General features: G+C 69.3%; 15 protein-coding genes. 5 read left to right on the plus strand and 10 right to left on the minus strand.

Annotation, left to right across the window (positions count from 1 at the left end):
* Nucleotides 1–98 precede the first annotated feature (98 nt).
* The 3 genes from HPO96_RS29760 (at nt 99) to HPO96_RS29770 (ending at nt 4,796) form a co-directional block, all read left to right on the plus strand.
* A complete protein-coding gene (locus HPO96_RS29760) occupies nt 99–875 on the plus strand; it encodes an LLM class flavin-dependent oxidoreductase (RefSeq protein ID WP_171677676.1) in 777 nt (258 codons plus the stop codon).
* Nucleotides 876–943: 68 nt separating this feature from the next.
* Nucleotides 944–1,945 (plus strand): LacI family DNA-binding transcriptional regulator, encoded by a 1,002-nt coding sequence (locus HPO96_RS29765; RefSeq protein ID WP_171677677.1) that lies wholly within the window; start codon nt 944–946, stop codon nt 1,943–1,945.
* 19 nt (nt 1,946–1,964) lie between these two features.
* Nucleotides 1,965–4,796 carry a glucosidase family protein gene (locus HPO96_RS29770; protein WP_272954723.1) on the plus strand — a complete coding sequence of 944 codons (2,832 nt, stop codon included), beginning with the start codon at nt 1,965–1,967 and terminating at the stop codon, nt 4,794–4,796.
* A 378-nt stretch (nt 4,797–5,174) separates the two neighbouring features.
* Here HPO96_RS29770 and HPO96_RS29775 read toward each other — a convergent pair whose 3' ends face one another.
* The 6 genes from HPO96_RS29775 to HPO96_RS29800 form a co-directional block, all read right to left on the minus strand.
* Nucleotides 5,175–5,930: a hypothetical protein gene (locus HPO96_RS29775; RefSeq protein WP_171677678.1), complete on the minus strand. Its 756-nt coding sequence runs from the start codon at nt 5,928–5,930 to the stop codon at nt 5,175–5,177.
* The gene (locus HPO96_RS29780) at nt 5,927–6,856 is read right to left on the minus strand and encodes an ATP-binding cassette domain-containing protein (protein WP_171677679.1); all 930 of its coding nucleotides are present in this window, start codon (nt 6,854–6,856) and stop codon (nt 5,927–5,929) included. The genes HPO96_RS29775 and HPO96_RS29780 overlap by 4 nt, the downstream gene beginning before the upstream one ends.
* The gene (locus HPO96_RS29785) at nt 6,856–7,215 is read right to left on the minus strand and encodes a GntR family transcriptional regulator (RefSeq protein ID WP_171677680.1); all 360 of its coding nucleotides are present in this window, start codon (nt 7,213–7,215) and stop codon (nt 6,856–6,858) included. Before HPO96_RS29785 ends, HPO96_RS29780 begins: the two co-directional genes overlap by 1 nt.
* 98 nt (nt 7,216–7,313) lie before the next feature.
* On the minus strand, nt 7,314–8,012 hold the full coding sequence (locus HPO96_RS29790) for a GOLPH3/VPS74 family protein (protein ID WP_171677681.1): 699 nt from the start codon (nt 8,010–8,012) through the stop codon (nt 7,314–7,316).
* Nucleotides 8,005–8,214 carry a type II toxin-antitoxin system antitoxin gene (locus HPO96_RS29795; RefSeq protein WP_171677682.1) on the minus strand — a complete coding sequence of 70 codons (210 nt, stop codon included), beginning with the start codon at nt 8,212–8,214 and terminating at the stop codon, nt 8,005–8,007. The genes HPO96_RS29790 and HPO96_RS29795 overlap by 8 nt, the downstream gene beginning before the upstream one ends.
* Before the next feature lie 9 nt (nt 8,215–8,223).
* Entirely contained in the window at nt 8,224–9,132 is a 909-nt protein-coding gene (locus tag HPO96_RS29800) for an SPFH domain-containing protein (protein WP_171677683.1), read from the minus strand.
* Between the two features lie 162 nt (nt 9,133–9,294).
* Here HPO96_RS29800 and HPO96_RS29805 point away from each other — a divergent pair, with 162 nt between their 5' ends.
* The gene (locus HPO96_RS29805; protein WP_337796862.1) at nt 9,295–13,284 is read left to right on the plus strand and encodes a family 78 glycoside hydrolase catalytic domain; all 3,990 of its coding nucleotides are present in this window, start codon (nt 9,295–9,297) and stop codon (nt 13,282–13,284) included.
* A 109-nt stretch (nt 13,285–13,393) separates the two neighbouring features.
* Here HPO96_RS29805 and HPO96_RS29810 read toward each other — a convergent pair whose 3' ends face one another.
* The 4 genes from HPO96_RS29810 to HPO96_RS29825 all read right to left on the minus strand — a co-directional run bounded on the left by HPO96_RS29810 (nt 13,394) and on the right by HPO96_RS29825 (nt 17,038).
* Entirely contained in the window at nt 13,394–14,086 is a 693-nt protein-coding gene (locus HPO96_RS29810; protein WP_171677685.1) for an aminotransferase class IV, read from the minus strand.
* Nucleotides 14,083–15,414, minus strand: a complete 1,332-nt coding sequence (gene pabB / locus HPO96_RS29815) for an aminodeoxychorismate synthase component I (RefSeq protein ID WP_171677686.1) — start codon at nt 15,412–15,414, stop codon at nt 14,083–14,085. The genes HPO96_RS29810 and pabB overlap by 4 nt, the downstream gene beginning before the upstream one ends.
* Before the next feature lie 58 nt (nt 15,415–15,472).
* Entirely contained in the window at nt 15,473–16,249 is a 777-nt protein-coding gene (locus HPO96_RS29820; protein ID WP_171677687.1) for a class I SAM-dependent methyltransferase, read from the minus strand.
* 75 nt (nt 16,250–16,324) lie between these two features.
* Nucleotides 16,325–17,038 carry an iron-dependent transcriptional repressor DtxR gene (locus tag HPO96_RS29825; RefSeq protein WP_171677688.1) on the minus strand — a complete coding sequence of 238 codons (714 nt, stop codon included), beginning with the start codon at nt 17,036–17,038 and terminating at the stop codon, nt 16,325–16,327.
* 52 nt (nt 17,039–17,090) lie between these two features.
* On the opposite strand from HPO96_RS29825, the gene HPO96_RS29830 reads away from it, so the two are divergent.
* Complete coding sequence (locus tag HPO96_RS29830) at nt 17,091–18,407, plus strand: cryptochrome/photolyase family protein (RefSeq protein ID WP_171677689.1); 1,317 nt, start codon at nt 17,091–17,093, stop codon at nt 18,405–18,407.
* Nucleotides 18,408–18,445 lie beyond the last annotated feature (38 nt).

Below are 18,445 nucleotides of genomic sequence, written 5' to 3' on the forward strand. Positions count from 1 at the left end.
TCGCCAACAGCCTGAGCCCCCACCTCTCACGCCAACAGGTCAATACAGGACAACTTCCACAACTGGCCATGTCGGTGGGGGCGTCTAGGGTCCTGGACATGCGCTACTCGGTGACAGTCGGAGCAGTTGGCGAAGGGCGGGACCCGCGGGGGTTGGCGGAGCTGGCTCGGGCGGCCGAGGAGGCCGGGTGGGACGGCGTGTTCCTGGAGGACTACCTCGCCTACCAAGGCGATGTGTCGCGGCCTACGTACGAGCCTTGGGTCTGCTTGGCGGCCATGGGGGCGGCGACGTCGCGCGTGCGGATCGGGACGACGGTGACGCCGTTGCCGCGGCGGAGTCCGTGGCAGGTGGCGGCGGAGGCGGTGGCGCTGGATCACCTGACGGCGGGGCGGTTCGTGTTCGGGGTCGGGACGGGGGATCCGAATGATCCGTTCTTGCCGCGGCGGCCGGCTCGGGTGCTGGCGGAGATGCTCGACGAAGGGCTGACGCTGATCGACCGGCTGTGGTCGGGCGCGCCGGTGGATTTTGCGGGAAAGCACTACCGGCTGGAGGGTGCGCAGCTGACAGCGCGACCGGTGCAGCGGCCGCGGATTCCGGTGTGGGTGGGTGGAAACCTGCTAGTGCCGGCGGTGCGGCGGCGGATTCTGCGGTGGGACGGGAGCTGCGCGTACAAGGGCGGGACAGATGCTCCACAGCAGATGACGCCGGACGACGTCCGCGGGCTGCTCGCGGAGCGGCCGGGGCTCGAGGTGAAGGTGAGCGGTGGGGATCCGGCGGCGTTCGCCGCGGCGGGGGCGGCGTGGTGGGGGCGGTGGATCGCTCCGGGGTCGTGGGCAGAGACGCTGGCGGTCGTGCGGAGCGGCCCACCGGTGTGAGGCGTTGACAGGCGGGTGGGGGCGGGGGAGGATGCGAAGGGTTTTAACGTTCAAAAGGCCTGGGGGCGATGGTTGTGGCGACGTTGAAGCAGGTTGCTGCGCACGCGGAGGTGTCGGTGCAGACGGTGTCGAACGCGTTGAACGCGCCGCATCGACTGCGGCCGGACACCCTGGCTCGGGTGAACGCCTCGATCGAACTGCTCAACTACCGGCCCAATCGTAATGCGCGGAGTCTGCGGACGAGCGCGGTCGAGCTGATCGGGTACTGCGTGCCGAGCTGGCCGAATCAGACGCACCTGGTGATGGACCAGTTCTTACACGCGTTGTGCGCGGCGGCGGAGCGGACCGGGCGGCACATCTTGTTGTTCACAGCGCCGCCTGGGGTCGAGGGGATGCCGGTGTACGACGATCTGCACGCGCGGCGGCTCGTCGACGGGTTCGTGCTGTCGCAGACGGAGACGCGGGATCCGCGGCACGGGTGGCTGAAGGAGAAGAAGATCCCGTTCGTGTCGTTCGGGCGGGTGTGGAAGGAGAGCACGCAGCCCGGCGCATGGGTGGACGTCGACGGCGCGGCCGGCTCGGCGCTCGCCGTCCGCCACTTGTACGAGACCGGACGGCGGCGGATCGCGTTCCTCAGCTGGCCGAAGACCTCGGGTCTCGCCGAGGACCGCCTGGACGGGTGGCGCAGCACCTGCGCCGAGCTCGGCCTACCGACCGCCGGCCTCGCCGTCCGCTGCCGCGAGGACACCTTCGCCGAAGGCGCCCGCGCCACCGCCCACCTCCTCGATTCCCCCGAACCCCCGGACGGCATCGTCGCCCTCTCCGACATCCTCGCCCTCGGCGCCCTCCGCGAGCTCACCCGCCGCAACCTCACCCCCGGCCGCGACCTCGGCGTCACCGGCTTCGACGACTCCCCCCTCGCCGACGTCGCCGCCCCCGGCCTCACCACCCTCCGCCAGCCCATGGACGAGATCGCCACCCACCTCATCACCACCCTCACCACCCAATCCCACGCCGCCCACCTCCTCCACCCCACCTTGGTCGTCCGAGGCAGCACCGCCCCTGGCTAACCCCCGAAGGAGACCCGCCATGACTCCCCCCACCCCCGCCACCCCGCCCCGCGGCGAGAGCACCTCCCCCACAAGCCGCACCTCCGCACCCAGCGCCCCGCCCCGCTCCCTCGCCAGCGAGCCGAGCACGAGCCTGGCCAACAGGCCGAAACTGCTGCGGGAGAAGGCGCAGGTACGCCGCAGCCGCCGCGTGCAGGACGACGGAGCGCCGGGGGCGAGAGTTGCGCGGATTGTGGGGGTTGGGTTGTTGGGGGTGGCTGTGGTGTTGGCGGGGACGGCGTCGGCTCGGGCGGAGGGTGAGCCGGGTGGAGGCGTGGGTTCGGCAGGTGGTGGTGGGGTGCTGGCTGGAGGGGCGGGCGAACAGGTGGGGGCGGCTGGTGGGCGGGAACTGTCGGAGGTGGGGCGGTTGGGGGATCGGCGGGCTTTGGTGGTGGGGGATCGGGCTTATGTGATGGGGGACGAGAACGGGGGGTATCCGGCTGCTGGGTGGCATGTTCGCGGGGAGATGGGTGGGGTTTGGGCGCAGCCGTTGAAGTTGTTGGACGGGTTGTGGTTCGGGGTGGACGGGAAGTGGTTGGAGACGGCGGACAGGTACACGAGCGGGTGGGGGTACAGCCGGGTCGAGTACGGCGGCGACGTACGGGTTCGGCGGACGGATTTCGTGCCGGACGGCGTGCGGGGCGCCGTGGTCGGGTTGACGCTGCGGGCCGGGACGACGAAGCGCGTCAAGCTCGACGTGGATGCGCATTCGGAGTTGATGTCGTCGTATCCGTGGGGCTGGACGACGCCGAGTGCGGGCGACGCCAACTTGCCCGACACCGGTGATTTCCAGGGCAAGGCGTTGCGGTTCCGGGAGCAGGGGACGCCGAGCTACCCGAATGCGAGCAAGCACGACTACGCGGCGTACGTCGGCTCGTCGCTCCCGCCGACCGCGCACACCCTCGGCCCGGATCATCGCGGCCCGCAGAGCCCGGCGGTGATCTGCCCGGCGGACGGGACGACGCCGGCCCGGTGCGATGACTCGTTGATCGGGAAGGGCACCGGCGGGCGACTCACGTACGAGATCGACCTGCAGGCGAACCAGGAGCGGACGATCTGGTTCGCAGCGGCGGGCTCGGACGAAGGTAGTGCCGCAGCGAAACGGGAGTACGACAAAGCGCTCCGAAACCCCGAGAAGTTGCTCCAGGCAAAGATCAGGCAGCGCGCGGAGATCGACGGGCGCTCGAAGGTAGAACTGCCGGGCGACCAACTGCTGCAACAGAGCATTGCCTGGAGCAAGCAGAATCTGGCCGACTCGGTCCAGGAGGCGCGCGACCTCCAGGTCCGCGATGTCAACGAGGGCAAGGACTACCCCACCCCGGCCGGCAAGATCGATACCGCGCGCTGGTTCGGCGCCGGCTTCCCCGACTACCCCTGGCTGTTCGCGACCGACGGCGAGTACACGTCGTACGCCGCCGTCGCCGCCGGTCAGTTCGACACCGTCAAGACGCACCTGCGCGCGCTCCGCGACATCAGCGATCTGCTCAACCAGCGCAGCGGCAAGGTCGCGCACGAGATCATCCCGACCGGCGACGTGTACTTCGGCTCCAACCAGAGCGCCGGTAACACCGACGAGACGGTGAAGTTCCCGAGTATCGTCGCGCTGCTCTGGCGCTGGACCGGCGACGACCGGTTCCGCGACGAGATGTACGACTTCAGCGTCCGCAACCTGCGCTACGTCTACCGCGAGCTCGACCGGGACCAGGACGGCTGGCCCGAGGGTCTCGCGAATGTCGAACGCAGCGGCATGGGCGCCGAGAAACTCGACAGCACGGTCTATCTCGCCCGCGGCCTGCGCGACCTCGCCGACCTGGCCGCGGCCCGCAAGGACCGCCCGACCGCGCAGTGGGCAACCGCCCGCGCCACCGAGCTCGAACAACGCTTCGAGGCCCAGTGGTGGGTGCCGAAGGCCCTCGGGTACGCCGATTCCATCGACGACCCGGCCGATCCCGGCAACGACAACACCCCGATCTTCCAGCGGCACTGGACCGGCGTCACCCCGATGGAGGCCGAGCTCGTCCGTCCCGATAAACCGACGTCCCCGCTCGCCTCCCCAGAGCACGCGGCCGCCGCACTCGATCAGCGCGAAAAGCCCTGCTACACCGGCGAATTCGGCCTGTTCCACACCGGCACCGGCCCGACCTCCGACGCAGCCGGCAATCCTGGCCCGAGCTGCGACCCAGTGGTCTCCCAGGTGAAGAGCGAGCGCAGCATCTTCTCCCTCAACACCTCGATCATGGCAGTTGCCGAAGGCAACTATGGTCGCCTGGGCAAGACCCAGCAGCAGGTCTACACGACCGGGAACGCGCGGATCCAGCTCGATCCCAAGGTCTGGGAGACCCCCGGCGCGATGCCGGAGATCGCCCCCTCCCCCGACTCCCCCGCCAATATCGGCCGCCCGTTCTACGACCGTTCGATGAACCTCCAGGCCTGGGGAACGTACGGCGTCCTCTGGCCGGTCGTCCATCAGCAGCTCGGCGTCGACCCCGATCTCGGCCACGGCCGGTTGACGATCGTCCCGCAGCTCCCTGAGGGGCAGCAGAAGGTGGCCGGTAGCAACATCCGGCTCGGTCGCGGAGCCGTCGACGTGACCGCACGCCTTACCGCCAAGGAGTTGCGTACGGACGTGACGTCGTACGGCGTCACCGCGAAGCTCACAGTCGGCGCGGTGCTCCCGGCGGGCGCGAACGTACAGCGCGTGACGCTCAACGGTCACACGGTCAACTACCAGCTGCAGAAGACGGCCCGCGGCACCGAGCTGCACGTCGCCGCCCGCGGCGCGCGGAACGAGCTGCGCATCACCCTGCGCTAACCGGCACCACCGAGTTCCGATAACCCGAGGGGCCCCGCGACGTGAAGCGGGGCCCCTCCGAGTATGAGTCGGAGGGGCCCCTCAGTAGCTGAAGGAAGGTGACGTCTCCAGCCTCCCGAGCAAGATCCGTGGGACCAGCAGACCCCGTCACCGGTCTACCTCGGTGGGGATCCCCACCGCTTGGGTCCTCGGTTTCTCGTCGACCCGCCGCTCCTCGAGAGAACGGCGTGTCGACATTTGTACCGCCGCCGATGGGGGCCGCACAACCCTTTCCAGACAACAGTTCTTGCGACTCGGCGACTATCTGCGTGTCGTCCACAGTGAGCACGCAACCGTCCACAGAACGCACCCGAGTTATGCACATCCCCTGTGCATAACTCAGCCCTTGGCGGGTTTCAGCGGCATCGGCCGCAGCACCCGATGACCGGCGTACAGGCCGAGCGCGGTGACAACCAGGACCGCTGGGACGGCGATCGCCAGCGGCGGCCGCTCGTACACGCCGGACAGCGGCCCGGCCAGCCACTGCGAGACCAGGAGGAACTCGGTCGCCGCGGCCGGTAACAGCGACAACGGTATGAGCACCAGCCCGCGCCAGAAACCGAAGCGGTAGAAGGTGACCCCCAGCAACCACCCGGTCGCCTCGTGCGAGACGATCAGCAGGAAGAACTCGACGAAGATCAGTCCGGCCTGTGACGTGCTGCTGAAAAGATGTGCGTTCTCCAGACTCTGCCCCCAGCCTTGCGCGTCGTAGACCACGCGCTCGACCTGGTAGCCCAGCACCCAGAGCAATGCCGTCGTCGTCGCGGCCAGGGCCAGGAAGATGCCGGCGGCAACCGAGAACATCCGCCGGGTCACGCCCTGGGCGACGAGCAGGTTCAGGTACGCCGGCGCGAGGCTGATCCCGGCCGCCATCGAGAAGTACTTCGGCGACTGGGTGCCGTAGTCCCAGATGCTGTTCCCGGTGCCGTCGTTCAGCGCCTGGACGACGAAACCGCCGGCCAGGAACAGGATCAGCATCACGCCCCAGTAGACGCTCAGCATCGGCATGGACCCGATCCGCATCGCCCGCAGCACCTGCCGGAGCCGATCGAGATTCGTGATGCCACGCGGCAGCGCGACGGTGGTGGCGGTCATCGGCGGTCCCCCTTCGGCGCCGGAGCGGTGAGATGGACGAACAGGTCCTGCAGGCCGACCAGACCGATCTCCAGCCCGGACGCCGCGGCCTCCGCGCGCAGCGCCGGATCGAGGTCGCCGAGCACCGTCACCGACTTCGTCCCGCCGAGCCGCTCCTCGGCCAGCACGGTGAAGTCGGCCGCGAACTTGTCGACCAGCGCCGCGGGCCCGACCATCGCCGCACCGCGGCCGCGCAGCGCGTCGACCGGCGACTGCGTGACGAGCCGGCCGTTGTCGAGGATGACCACCTCTTCGAGCAGCGTGCTGACCTCGCTGACCAGGTGGGTCGACAACACGATCGTCCGCGGCACTTCGGCGTAGTCGGCGAGCAGCGCGTCGTAGAACACGTTCCGGGACGGGACGTCCATCCCCAGGTAGGTCTCGTCGAAGATCGTCAGCGGCGCGCGGCTGGCCAGCCCGAGCACGACGCCGAGCGCGGACCGCTTTCCGCGGGAGAGCTTCGAGATCCGCTTCCCGGCCGGTACTTCGAAGCGGTCCAGCAGCTCGGCCGCCAGCTCGGCGTCCCAGTACGGGCGCAGGCTCGCCGCCAGCCCGAGCACCTGCCGGACCGGCGCGCTGTCGACGAGATCACCGGACTCCCGGATCAGGCAGACCCGGCTCGTCACGACGGCGTTCTCGTACGGCGGCATCGGCGTACCGAGCCCGGCGCCGTCGATCAGCACCCGCCCGTCGTCCGGCTGCCGGAACCCGGCCAGGACGGCGGCCAGCGTGCTCTTGCCGGAGCCGTTGCGGCCGAGCAGGCCGTGGATCTTGCCCGGCGCGAGCCGCAGATCCAGCCGGTCGAGGGCGGGGACGCCGCCGAAGCGGACGGTCAGGTTCTCGGCACGTACTCCGAGGGCGGTCTGGGCAACAGTGCTCGTGGTCATCACGCGTCTCCGTACTCGCGGATGTGCTGGACGACGTCCCGCAGCGGTACGCCGAGGGCCTTGGCCTCACGGATCATCGGGTCGACGACGTCGGCGAAGAACCCCTCGCGACGCCCGGTGCGGAGCAGATCGCGGGCATTCGGGCTGACGAACATCCCGATCCCGCGCTTCTTGTACAGCACGCCTTCGTCGACCAGCTGGGCGAAACCCTTGGCCGCGGTCGCCGGGTTGATCCGGTAGAACGCGGCGTACTGGTTCGTCGACATCACCTGCTCGTCCTCGGCGAGCGCGCCGCTGACGATGTCGTTCTTGATCTGGTCCGCGATCTGCAGATAGATCGGGCTGCGCTCGTCGAACACGACACCCTCCCTCTTCAGCGGACCCGCTAACTTCCATGGTTCATTACTTGAGTAACGAACCATAGCACCGCCGGGGCCTAACCGGTCAACCCGATCGGTCAAGCTGCGCCCGAGGACGCGTGCTGAGCGGCCTGCAGGGCCTTCTTGAGCGCCGGAGCCACCGGCCCGACCCGAACCGCCAACTGAGCCAGGCGGTTCTTGTGCTGCCGCTGCTGCTCCTTGGTCAGCACGACCCGCAGATCCGCGGTCGCCGCCAGCACGATCAGCGCCGCATCCCGCAGGTCGACCTGACTGACCGGGCGGGACGGACGCAGTACGTCGGTCGCCCGCTGCGCCAACTGCCGCCGCACGAGCGGATGCCGGACGGCGACCCGGTCGATCGGGATCAGGCCGAACAACCGGCCGCGCTCGACCTTGATCACCTGCTCCTGCTCGAGCCCGTCGCGGACCTGGCGCAGGATCGCGCCCTGCCGGCGATCGATCCAGGCCCGCCACTTCTTCGGCCGGGAGGCCTCGATATCGGCGAGAATGCCGATCAGCACCTCGTCGGTCGGGACCGCCGCCTTCGACTCGACCCGCGCCTTGCCGTTGTCATCGGCAAGGTTCCCCCGGAGCTGCAGATCGATCAGCGCGGCGGCCCGCAGCGTACGGCCGAGCTTGGCCTTCGCCGTCAGCCGCCCCTTGGCCGGATCGTAAGCCAGTAAGAACATCCGCGCCGCCAGCGCCGAAGGCACCGAAGGCGCCCCGACCCCCGCCGGCCGCCGCACTCGACTCATCATCATCATCGTCTCACTCATCCTCGTCCCCCTTGGCCGGACGGCCCGGACCGCGTTGTTTACCGACGCCCGACGGGAGCCGGCCGGCCTCGGCCAGCGCCCGCCGGAGCAGGAACTCGATCTGGGCATTGGTGCTGCGCAGGTCGTCGGCCGCCCAGCGCGCGAGCGCGTCGTGCACACCGGGATCCAGCCGGAGCAGGATCTTCTTGCGTTCCACGGCCATGACGGCCGCTTACTGGTAGAGCGAACCGGTGTTGACCACGGGCTGGGCGTCCCGGTCACCACACAGCACGACCAGCAGGTTGCTGACCATGGTCGCCTTGCGCTCCTCGTCGAGCTCGACCACGTTGTGCTCGGACAGCCGATCCAGCGCGAGCTCGACCATGCCGACCGCGCCTTCGACGATCCGCTGCCGGGCCGCGACGACGGCGCCCGCCTGCTGGCGGCGCAACATCGCCTGCGCGATCTCCGGCGCGTACGCCAGGTGGGTGATCCGGGACTCGATGATGCGGACGCCGGCCGCCTGGACCCGGACGCCGACCTCGGTCGACAGCGTCTCGGTGATCTCGTCGGTGCTGTCCCGCAACGACATCCCGCCCTCGTCGGTGTGCACGTCGTACGGGTAGCTGTTCGCGATGTGCCGGACGGCGGTCTCGGTCTGGATCGCGACGAACTCGACGAAGTCGTCCACCTCGAACATCGCCTGCGCGGTGTCCTCGACCTGCCAGACCACCACCGCCGCGATCTCGATCGGGTTGCCGTCGGCATCGTTGACCTTGGCAACGGCCGTCTCGTGGTTCCGGATCCGGGTCGAGACCTCGTGCCGGGAGCTGATCGGGTTCACCCAGCGCAGCCCGTCGGTGCGCAGCGTCCCGGCGTACCGCCCGAGGATCTGCAGCACCCGCGCCCGGCCCGGCGCGACCGGCGTCAGCCCCGCCGCCAGAAAGGCGCCGGCCAGGAAGGCCGCCACCCCCACCACGACGATCGGGACGGCCCCCTGTACCGCCCCGACGCTGAACAGCGCGCCACCGCCGACCACCAGCACGAAGGCCGCGCCGGCCATCGGCCAGCCGTTGACCTCGCGCGCCGCCCGCTCGCGCACCTTCGGCGCCGGCATCTCCACCACATCCACGTCGATCATGTCCCACTCCCTTCGATGTCTTGAAGGTAGCAAACTGATATCACATTTACAAGCCGTCCTTCGATGCTGCTGATAAGGGCGACCGGATCCGGTCACCGCGATGTACGGTCGCGGCCCGAACGCGGTGGGATGCGTGCACACACCACACCCCGGAGGTTTCCAGTGCGCACTCGAAGCTGGCTCTGTTTGGTCGCATTGCTCACCTCGCTGCTGGTCGCCGTCCCGATGACCGCCGCCGCGGCCGTCGCCCCGGCCGTCTCAGGGCTGCGGACCAACGGTCTGACCGACCCCCTCGCCGTCAGCCGGGAGAAGCCCCGGTTGAGCTGGCGGCTGGACGCTGCCCGGCGTGGACTGCTGCAGAGCCGGTACGAGATCCACGTCGCCTCCACACCGGCCAAACTGACCAGTCCGGACGTCTGGGACAGCGGTACGGTGACCTCCGATCGCTCGGTCGACGTCACGTACGGCGGGCCGGAGCTGACGCCGTACACGGCGTACTTCTGGTCGGTGCGGGTCTGGGACGAGCTGGGTACGGCGTCCGAGTGGAGCCCGACGGCGACGTTCGAGACGGGTGCGCTGCAACCGTCGGACTGGCATGGGGACTGGATCGGTGCGAACGAGGCGACCGGTGCGGACTGGACCGACTACACGATCGACACCGATGTCTCGGTCACCGACGGCGGGCTCGGGGTGTTCTTCCGCGGCGGCAACGGCGGCGCGTACATGTGGCAGCTGAGCCGTGCTCAAGGGCGGCTCCGCCCGCACGTGCGGTTCGCCGATGGCAAGTACCGCGTGGTGGCCGAGATCGGACTGCCTGGTATCGATCTGGGTCAGCGGCACAACCTGAAGATCTCTGTTGCGGGCGACCTGATCACGACCCACATCGACGGCCGGCAGGTGGACCAGCGACGGCTGGGCGACCACAACGGCGCCGGGACTGTCGGGTTCCGGGTAGCTGACCGGGAGCGCGGGGTTGTGCATCGGCTGAAGGTGGTGAACACGGCGGGCAAGGTTCTGATCGACACCGACTTCCGGCCGGGGGATGCGACGTTCCCGACCGGACAGGTCCGTGCCGAGGGCGGTCTGGACGTGACGTTCTCCGAGGCGTTCCCGAACACCGAGAACGTGGTCTGGTACCCGACCAATCGACTGCCGCTGTTCCGCAAGGAGGTGCAGCTCAACAAGACCGTAGCGCGGGCTCGGTTGCACGCCTCTGCTCAGGGCGTCTACGAGCTTCGGCTGAACGGCGCGAAGGTCGGCGACCACTATCTCGCGCCAGGCTGGACCGACTACCGGCTACGGATCCAGTCGCAGACCTACGACGTCACGTCCCTCCTGCGCAGCGGTGCGAACGTCATCGGTGCAGAAGTGGCGAAGGGCTGGTTCGCCGGTCGGCTGGCGCATGTGAGCGGCAACCGGTACGGCGCCAACACTGCAGTCTCCGCACAGCTGCGGGTGACCTATACCGACGGTAGTACCGAGGTGTTCGGCACCGACTCCAGCTGGCGGACGGCGCAGGGCGCTACCCGCGCAGCGGACCTGATCGACGGTGAGGCGTACGACGCGCGGCAGGCGCGGGCCGGCTGGGACCAGCCCGGATACGACGCATCCGGGTGGGGGCCCGTCGTACTGCGTCCGTCCGTGACCAGCAGGCTGGTGCCGCAGACGGACCAGCCGGTGCGGGTCACGCAGGAGCGCACCGCGACCAGTGTGCCGTCGTCGACCCCGGGGACGTACGTGTACGACCTCGGCCAGAACATGGTCGGGGTCAGCCGGATCACGTTGACCGGTACGCCGGGAACGTCGGTCCGGATTCGGTACGCCGAGGTGCTGCGGCACGGGAAGTTCTACACCGACAATCTGCGCACGGCCCGGTCGACCGACCACTACACGTTCGCGACCTCCGGACCGGAGACCTTCCAGGCCCGGTTCACGTTCCACGGGTTCCGGTACATCGAGATCAGCGGACTGCCGAGCGCGCCGCCGGCCAGTGCGGTCAAGGGCATCGTGCTCGGTACGGACGCGCCGTCGACCAGCCAGTTCAGCACGGACTCCGCGATGGTCAACCAACTGCACAGCAACATCACCTGGGGTCAGCGCGGCAACTTCCTGTCGATCCCGACCGACACCCCGGCGCGGGACGAGAAGCTCGGCTGGACGGGTGACATCAACGTCTTCGCGCGGACCGCCGTCTACAACCAGGACTCCCAGGCCTTCCTGACCAAGTGGCTGCGGGACCTGCGCACCGAACAGCAGTGGAACCCGGGCAACCCGAACCTGCACGGCGCCTATCCGAGCGTCGCCCCGACCGTGCCCGAGGCGATCGACGGCGGCCTCGGAAACGCGGGCTGGATGGACGCCGGCATCCACGTGCCGTGGACGCTGTGGCAGGCCTACGGGGACACCGCGATCATCGACGAGCACTACTGGTCGATGGCGTTGTACGCCGACTATCTGGAGCGGACCGACGACGGATTCATCCGGCACGGCGGCATGTACAACGACTGGCTCAACTTGGACGCCGCGCCGGGGACACCAGCCGAGCTGGTCGGGACGGCCTTCTACGCCAAGAGCATTCGTGAGCTGAGTCAAATGGCGACCGCGACCGGGCGGACTGCGGACGCGACCAGGTACCAGCAGCTGTACGAGAGCATCAAGGCCGCTTATATCGCGAAGTTCGTGAGGGCGGACGGACGCGTCGAGGGTGACACCCAGACCGGCTACATCCTGTCCATCACCAACGATCTGGTGCCGGCCGATCGGAGCGCCGCGCTGCACGGCCGGTTCGTCGACGCGATCCAGCGGGCCGGGACGTCGCTGACCGTCGGCTTCCTCGGGGTCGACGGGCTGTTGCCGGCGCTGACGAAGATCGGGCGCGCCGATCTCGCGTACGAGTTGTTGCTCAAGACAACGAAACCTTCGTGGGGGTTCGAGGTGGCGATGGGCGCCACCACGATCTGGGAGCGCTGGGACTCGATGGACGAGAACGGCGAGGTCGGCCCGGTCGGGATGAACTCCTTCAACCACTACGCGTACGGCGCGGTCGGCGAGTGGATGTACCGGACGCTGGCCGGGGTGTCCGCGGAGACGCCTGGATACCGGAAGGCGTTGATCGCACCGGTGCTGGGGACGGGGATCGGTGCGGCGGACCTGCGGCACGGGACGCCGTACGGGGAGATCCGTAGTCATTGGACTCGGTTGGCGTCGGGCGGGGTTCGGCTGGATGTGCGGGTGCCGGGGAACACGACCGCGACGGTGCGAATCCCGGCGTCCGCACCGGCGCTGGTGACCGAGGGCGGCGGGCCGCTGTCGTCGGCCGACCAGGTGCGCGACGTGGTCGACTCCGGGGACACGGTGACCGTGACCGTCGGGTCCGGGTCCTATTCGTTCGTGGCGTCGCCGGTGCCGGTAGCTGTTGAGTCGGGTACGGCGCAGCCGGCGTCCGGTGAGCCTGGTACGTCGACGTCGATCTCGGCTCTGGTGCGGAACACGTCGTCCGCTGCGATCTCGGGCCGGCTGAAGGTCGACGTACCGGATGGGTGGGCGACGCCGGCGCCGTCCCAGGAGGTGACCATTGCGGCCGGGGGCGAGACGCGCATCGCCGTACCGGTGGTCATTCCGCTGGCGGGTAACGCGACCGCGATGTCGTTCCGCGCGGGCTTCACGGACGCGCGCGGTGAACTGGCCTTCACCAACGTGCCCTTCACCATCACCCAATCCCTCACGCCCCCGAACGCCGTCGACTACATCGACCTGGGCGTCGCGTCCTCCGAAGCCGCCCACGAACTAACCCCAGGCCCCAACTCCGGCACCGGCATCGAAGCCGGCCGAACCCGCCGCTACTCAGGTATCGCCGTCCCCAACAGCTGGTTCGAGTACACCCTGACCTCGCGCCCCAACCAGCCCTACCTGCTCCGCTTCGTCGAAACCTACGACGGCCCCCAAACCAAGTCCTACGACATCCGCGTCAACAACACCCTCGTCCACCGCCGCACCCACACCCGCACCACCCCCGGCCTCGAAACCTTCCAACTCCACATCACCACCCCCGCCCTCCAAACCCCCACCCTCCGCCTCCGCATCCAACACAACCCCACCGCCACCGGCCACGACCCCTCCCTCGCCGACACCTGGCTCCTCCCCACCCCCTAACCAACCCCCTCACCCACCCACAGCCAACCACCCGGTTCGCAGGCCTGACGAACTACTTCTTCCGGCCGACGCGCGGGGTGGGTGCCGGGCGCGGGGTGGTGGGGGTGGGCTAGATGGGCTTGGTGAGGGAATGGAGGTGGGATTGCCAGTGGGGGGCGGTGGAGTTGGGGAGGGGGTCTATGGGGGAGTTGTTCCAGGCGTGGACGGGGCGGATGCCGTGGAGGGAGTTGAGGAGCCAGACTTCGGTGGATTGGAGGTCGGCGGGGGTGCGGGCGTGGTGGGCGGTGGGGGTGTTGTGGGTGGTGGCCAGGGATTGGAGGAGGGTGGCGGTTACGGAAGGGAGGAGGGGGCTGGTGGGGGGTGGGAAGCAGAGGGTTTCGCCTTCCCACCAGGCGATGGCGGCGTAGGCGGCTTCCAGGACGGTGCCGTCGGAGTCGAGGAGGACGAGTTCGTCGGCTCGGTGCGGGGCGGCGTCCTTGAGTTTGCCGAGGAGGGCCAGGTCGGGGCCTTTGACCCGGGGGCTGGTGCGCGGGTCGGGGCCTTCGTGCAGGGCTACCCGGACGCGGCCGCCGGTGGGCGGTGCGGGGCGGCGCTGGACGGCGAGCTCACCGGTGTCGCGGAGTTCGAAGCGGGGAAACCAGCGGCCGAAGCCGGGCAGGCGGTTGATCTGCTGCTCCCAGAAGGCCACCGCGTCGACACCGGCCGCGGCACACGACCCGACGAACCGCTCCCGGTGCAGATCGAGCCCCCGCACCCCGCCGTCCACCACCAGGAACGAATCCGCCACCAGCAAACCGCTCATTCCCCCACCTTTCGGCCCAGGGCAGCTGTTGCCTTGAGCACCATTTCGTCGTACTCCGCGTTCGCGTCGGAGTCGAGCACGATCGCTCCCCCGGCGCCGATCACCGTCTCGTCGGGTGTCAGCACCGCCGTCCGGATCACCACGCTGAGATCCGCCCGGCCGTCCAGCGTCAAATAGCCGAGCGCGCCCGAGTACACCCCGCGGGCGCTCGGCTCCAGCTCGTCGAGCAACTCCATCGTGCGAATCTTCGGCGCCCCCGTCATCGACCCCGGTGGGAAACAGGCGCGGACGGCGTCCACCGCACTCACGCCGGCCCGCAACCGGCCGCGGACCGTGGTGACCAGCTGATGCAGCGTCCGATAGCTCTCGACCTGCATCAGCTGCGGCACCTGAACCGTCCCCGGATCGCTGACCCGGCCGAGATCGTTCCGGATCAGATCGACGATCATCAGGTTCTCGGCGCGGGTCTTCTCGTCCTCGGCCAGCGCCTTCGCGGCGATCTGGTCCGCCTGCGGGTCGGCGTCCCGCGGCGCGGTGCCCTTGATCGGCCGGCACTCGGCCCAGCCCGCGCCGTCCACCGTCAGGAACCGCTCCGGCGACGAACTCGCCACCGCCAGCTCGCCGTATCGGAGGAAGGCCGCGTACGGCGCCGGGTTCGTGGCCCGCTGCCAGCAGAAGAAGCCGAACGGGTCGTTGACAGCCGGCAGCCGAACCCGGTTGGTCAGACAGACCTCGTACGTCTCCCCCGCCTCCAGCGCGGTCATGCAGCGCCCGATCGCCGCCAGGTACGCCGCTCGATCCAGCTCGAGATGCGCCTCGACGTCCAGCTCCGCGATCGCCGGCCGCTCAACCCCGGACATCCACCAGCCGGACGTCGTCGCGCGCTCCACCCAGCGCTCGTCCGCGGCAACCAGGAAGCTGATCTCCCGATCGTGGTCGATCACCACGAACCGATCGGCCCAGATCCACAACGCGTCCGGCGTCGCGGCGGTATGCGCGGCCGCGCCGCCGGTCAGCGCCTTCAGCTCGTACCCGAAATACCCGACGTACCCACCGCTGAAGTACCCCTCCAGCCCAGCAGGCGCCGGCGCAGCCCGCGCGGCGAGCAGCTCAGCCAGCTCAGCGAACACATCCCCGTCAGCCGCATCCCGAACCAGTACGTCGGACGCCGGCCCGGTCCCCAGTACGGAGACCCGCCGCTCGACCCGATCGGTCAGGCTGCCGTCGAGCCAGAACGCGACCGGCTCGTCGGCCAGCAGCTCGCGGTAGACCGTCTCACCGTCGAGCGCCCGATCCACCGTCCGCACGGACCAGCTCAGCGCACCCACAGGCACACGCTACTTCCCCGCGCGGGCCGTCCGGCCACTGACTCGTCAGGTGGTCAGCTCAGGACGTCAGGGCGACCTTCGTCCGCATCGCGGTGATCCGGCGGATCGGGATCGCGACCTCCAGCCCGTCCTTGGACTCCGCGCGATCGGCCAGCCACTCGGCGGCGGTGTCGCGGCGGGCGTCCGGCGTGCCGGGCAGGTAGACCGCGTTCACCAGCCGCTGCGCGTCGTCACGGCTGCGGATCGTGTAGACGTACCGCTCGCGCTGGCTCTCCATCACGTCGAAGCCCGCGGTCAGCAGCTTCTCCTTCAGCTCGGTGATCTCGCCACCGGCCGGGAACTGCGGTGTCGACCGCAGCCGCGTGGTCAGCCCGCTCAGCGTGCGGATGTCGCCGCGCCGCAGCGGCCGCACCGCCGGGACGATCGCCGCCAGGACGCCGCCCCGGCGCAGCACCCGCGCGGCCTCGGACAGGACGGCGGGCAGCGGCTGCAGCACCATCAGCCCCATCGAACAGGTGACGACGTCGAAGACCTCGTTCGCGAACGGCAGGTGCAGCGCGTCGGCCTGGACCTTCGGGCCAGGCGCACCGGCCAGCTGGGCCGGGTTGTTGTCGACGCCCACGACCCAGCGCCCGTACAACTCACGGGCGACCGGACCGTTTCCACAGGCGAGGTCGAGGACGCGCCTCGCCTCGCCGGAGACAGCGCGGACCAGCCACCGGTACGGCGTGTGATCGCCGGCGACAGCTCGGGACAGGAGGGCTTCGGTGCTGCCCGGGGCCGCGGTGTGGAACTCCCGCAGGTACTCGGGCCAGTCGATGACGTTTTCGGACATTTCAGCGAGACGGTACCCGCTGAGCACACGACGTACCGCATCGAGTGCTCAGCGTTAACAGAGCTTTGACCCGAGTCAGACGATGCTGACGAAGATGTGCCCGGCGGTCTCGTCGCTGATCACGCCGCCGGCCTCGCGGCTGCCGACCAGCACGCCCTCGGCGTCCAGCGCGGAGTCGACCTCGCGGCCCGGCAGGGCGCCGGCCTTGCGCAGGACGGCCATCGCGCTGTCGTCGGTCTGTACCGGCTCGGCGATCCGCCGGACCAGCACCCGGACGCTCTGCCCGGTGGCCTGGTCGAGGACCTTGTCCAGCGGCTCGACGCCGATCCGGAAGTCCTCCGTGGCGCTGGCCTGGCCGTCGCTGAGCAGCTCCTCCAGGCCCGGGATCGGGTTGCCGTACGGCGACTCGGTCGGGTTGTCCAGGATCTTCAGCAGCCGCAGCTCGACCGCGTCGCTCATCACGTGCTCCCAGCGGCAGGCCTCGGCGTGCACGTCCTCCCACTCGAGCCCGATCACGTCGACCAGCAGCCGCTCGGCCAGGCGGTGCTTGCGCATCACCCGGACCGCCTGCTTACGCCCGACGGGGGTGAGCTCGAGGTGCCGGTCGCCCTCGACCGTGACGAGACCGTCGCGCTCCATCCGCGCCACCGTCTGACTGACCGTCGGCCCGGACTGGTGCAACCGTTCGGCGATCCGCGCGCGCAGCGGCAGGATGCCCTCTTCTTCCAGCTCGTAGACGGTCCGCAGGTACATCTCGGTGGTATCGATCAGCTCGCTCACGACAACCATTCTCGCTTATGCGGGCAAGTCTGCCCGCATAAGGCACGGGTACTGGCGTTAGATGCCCGATGTGACAGCTCTGATGTGGTTCCGCCGCGACCTTCGACTGACCGACAATCCGGCCCTGCTGGACGCCGTGAGCGCCGGGGACGGCGACGTCCTGGGCGTCTTCGTCGTGGATCCCCTGCTCTGGGAGCGTTCCGGCGACCCGCGCCGCGACCACCTGACCGCCTCGTTGACAGCGTTGTCGGAAGCAATGGGCGGCCGCCTGGTGATCCGCCACGGCGATCCGGCGCAGGTGATTCCGGAGCTGGCGGACGAGATCGGCGCCGCGAGTGTCCACATCAGCGCGGACTACGCGCCGTACGGGCAACGCCGCGATCAAGAAGTTGAAGCCGCATTGAAGTGTCCGCTGGTCGCGACCGGTTCGCCGTACGCGATCGCCCCCGGCCGCATCCAGAACCAGCAAGGCCGGCCCTATCAGGTCTTCACGCCGTACTTCCGCGCCTGGCTGGAGCACGGCTGGCGCAAACCCGTCGACGCGCCGACGGACGTCAACTGGCTCGAAGCCAAGAGCGACCACCTCCCCAAGATCGACGACACCGCCGGCGAGAATGCCGCCCGCGAGCACTGGCAGACCTGGCTCGACGACGTCGCCCAGTACGACGACGAACGGGACCGCCCCGATCTCGACAGCACCTCCCGGATGTCGATCCCGCTGAAATGGGGTGAGATCCATCCACGCACAATGCTTTTCGACCTCTCCCACAAGCGCAGCCAGGGCGCCGAGGCCTACCGCCGCGAACTCGCCTGGCGCGAGTTCTGCGCCGACCTCCTGGCCCGCCATCCGCACGCCGCCTGGAAACCGCTCCGGCCCGAGTTCGACCGGATGGCGTACGACGAACCCGGCGACCAGCTCGAAGCCTGGCAACAGGGCCGGACTGGCTTCCCGATCGTGGACGCCGGGATGCGGCAGCTCAAGGACTCCGGTTTCATGCACAACCGGGTCCGGATGGTCGTCGCCTCCTTTCTGGTCAAAGACCTGCATGTGCACTGGAAGTACGGCGCCCGCTGGTTCATGCAGACGCTGCGCGACGGCGACCTGGCCTCGAACTCACTGAACTGGCAGTGGGTCGCCGGCTGCGGCGCCGACGCCTCGCCGTACTTCCGGATCTTCAACCCGATCACCCAGGGCCTCAAGTTCGACCCACAGGGCGAGTACGTCCGCCGCTGGATCCCCGAACTCCGTGACCTGCCCGGCAAACAGGCCCATGAACCCTGGAAACACGGCGGCGCCGACGGCTACCCCGCCCCGATCGTCGACCACGCCGAAGCCCGCCTCGAGGCCCTCCGGCGGTACGAGGCGATTCGCGCTTGAGGGGCGGACCTGCACCACTCACCAACCTCCCGCCGCGC

This window comes from Kribbella sandramycini, assembly GCF_013131805.1.
In the GTDB taxonomy this organism is placed as follows: Bacteria; Actinomycetota; Actinomycetes; order Propionibacteriales; family Kribbellaceae; genus Kribbella; species Kribbella sandramycini.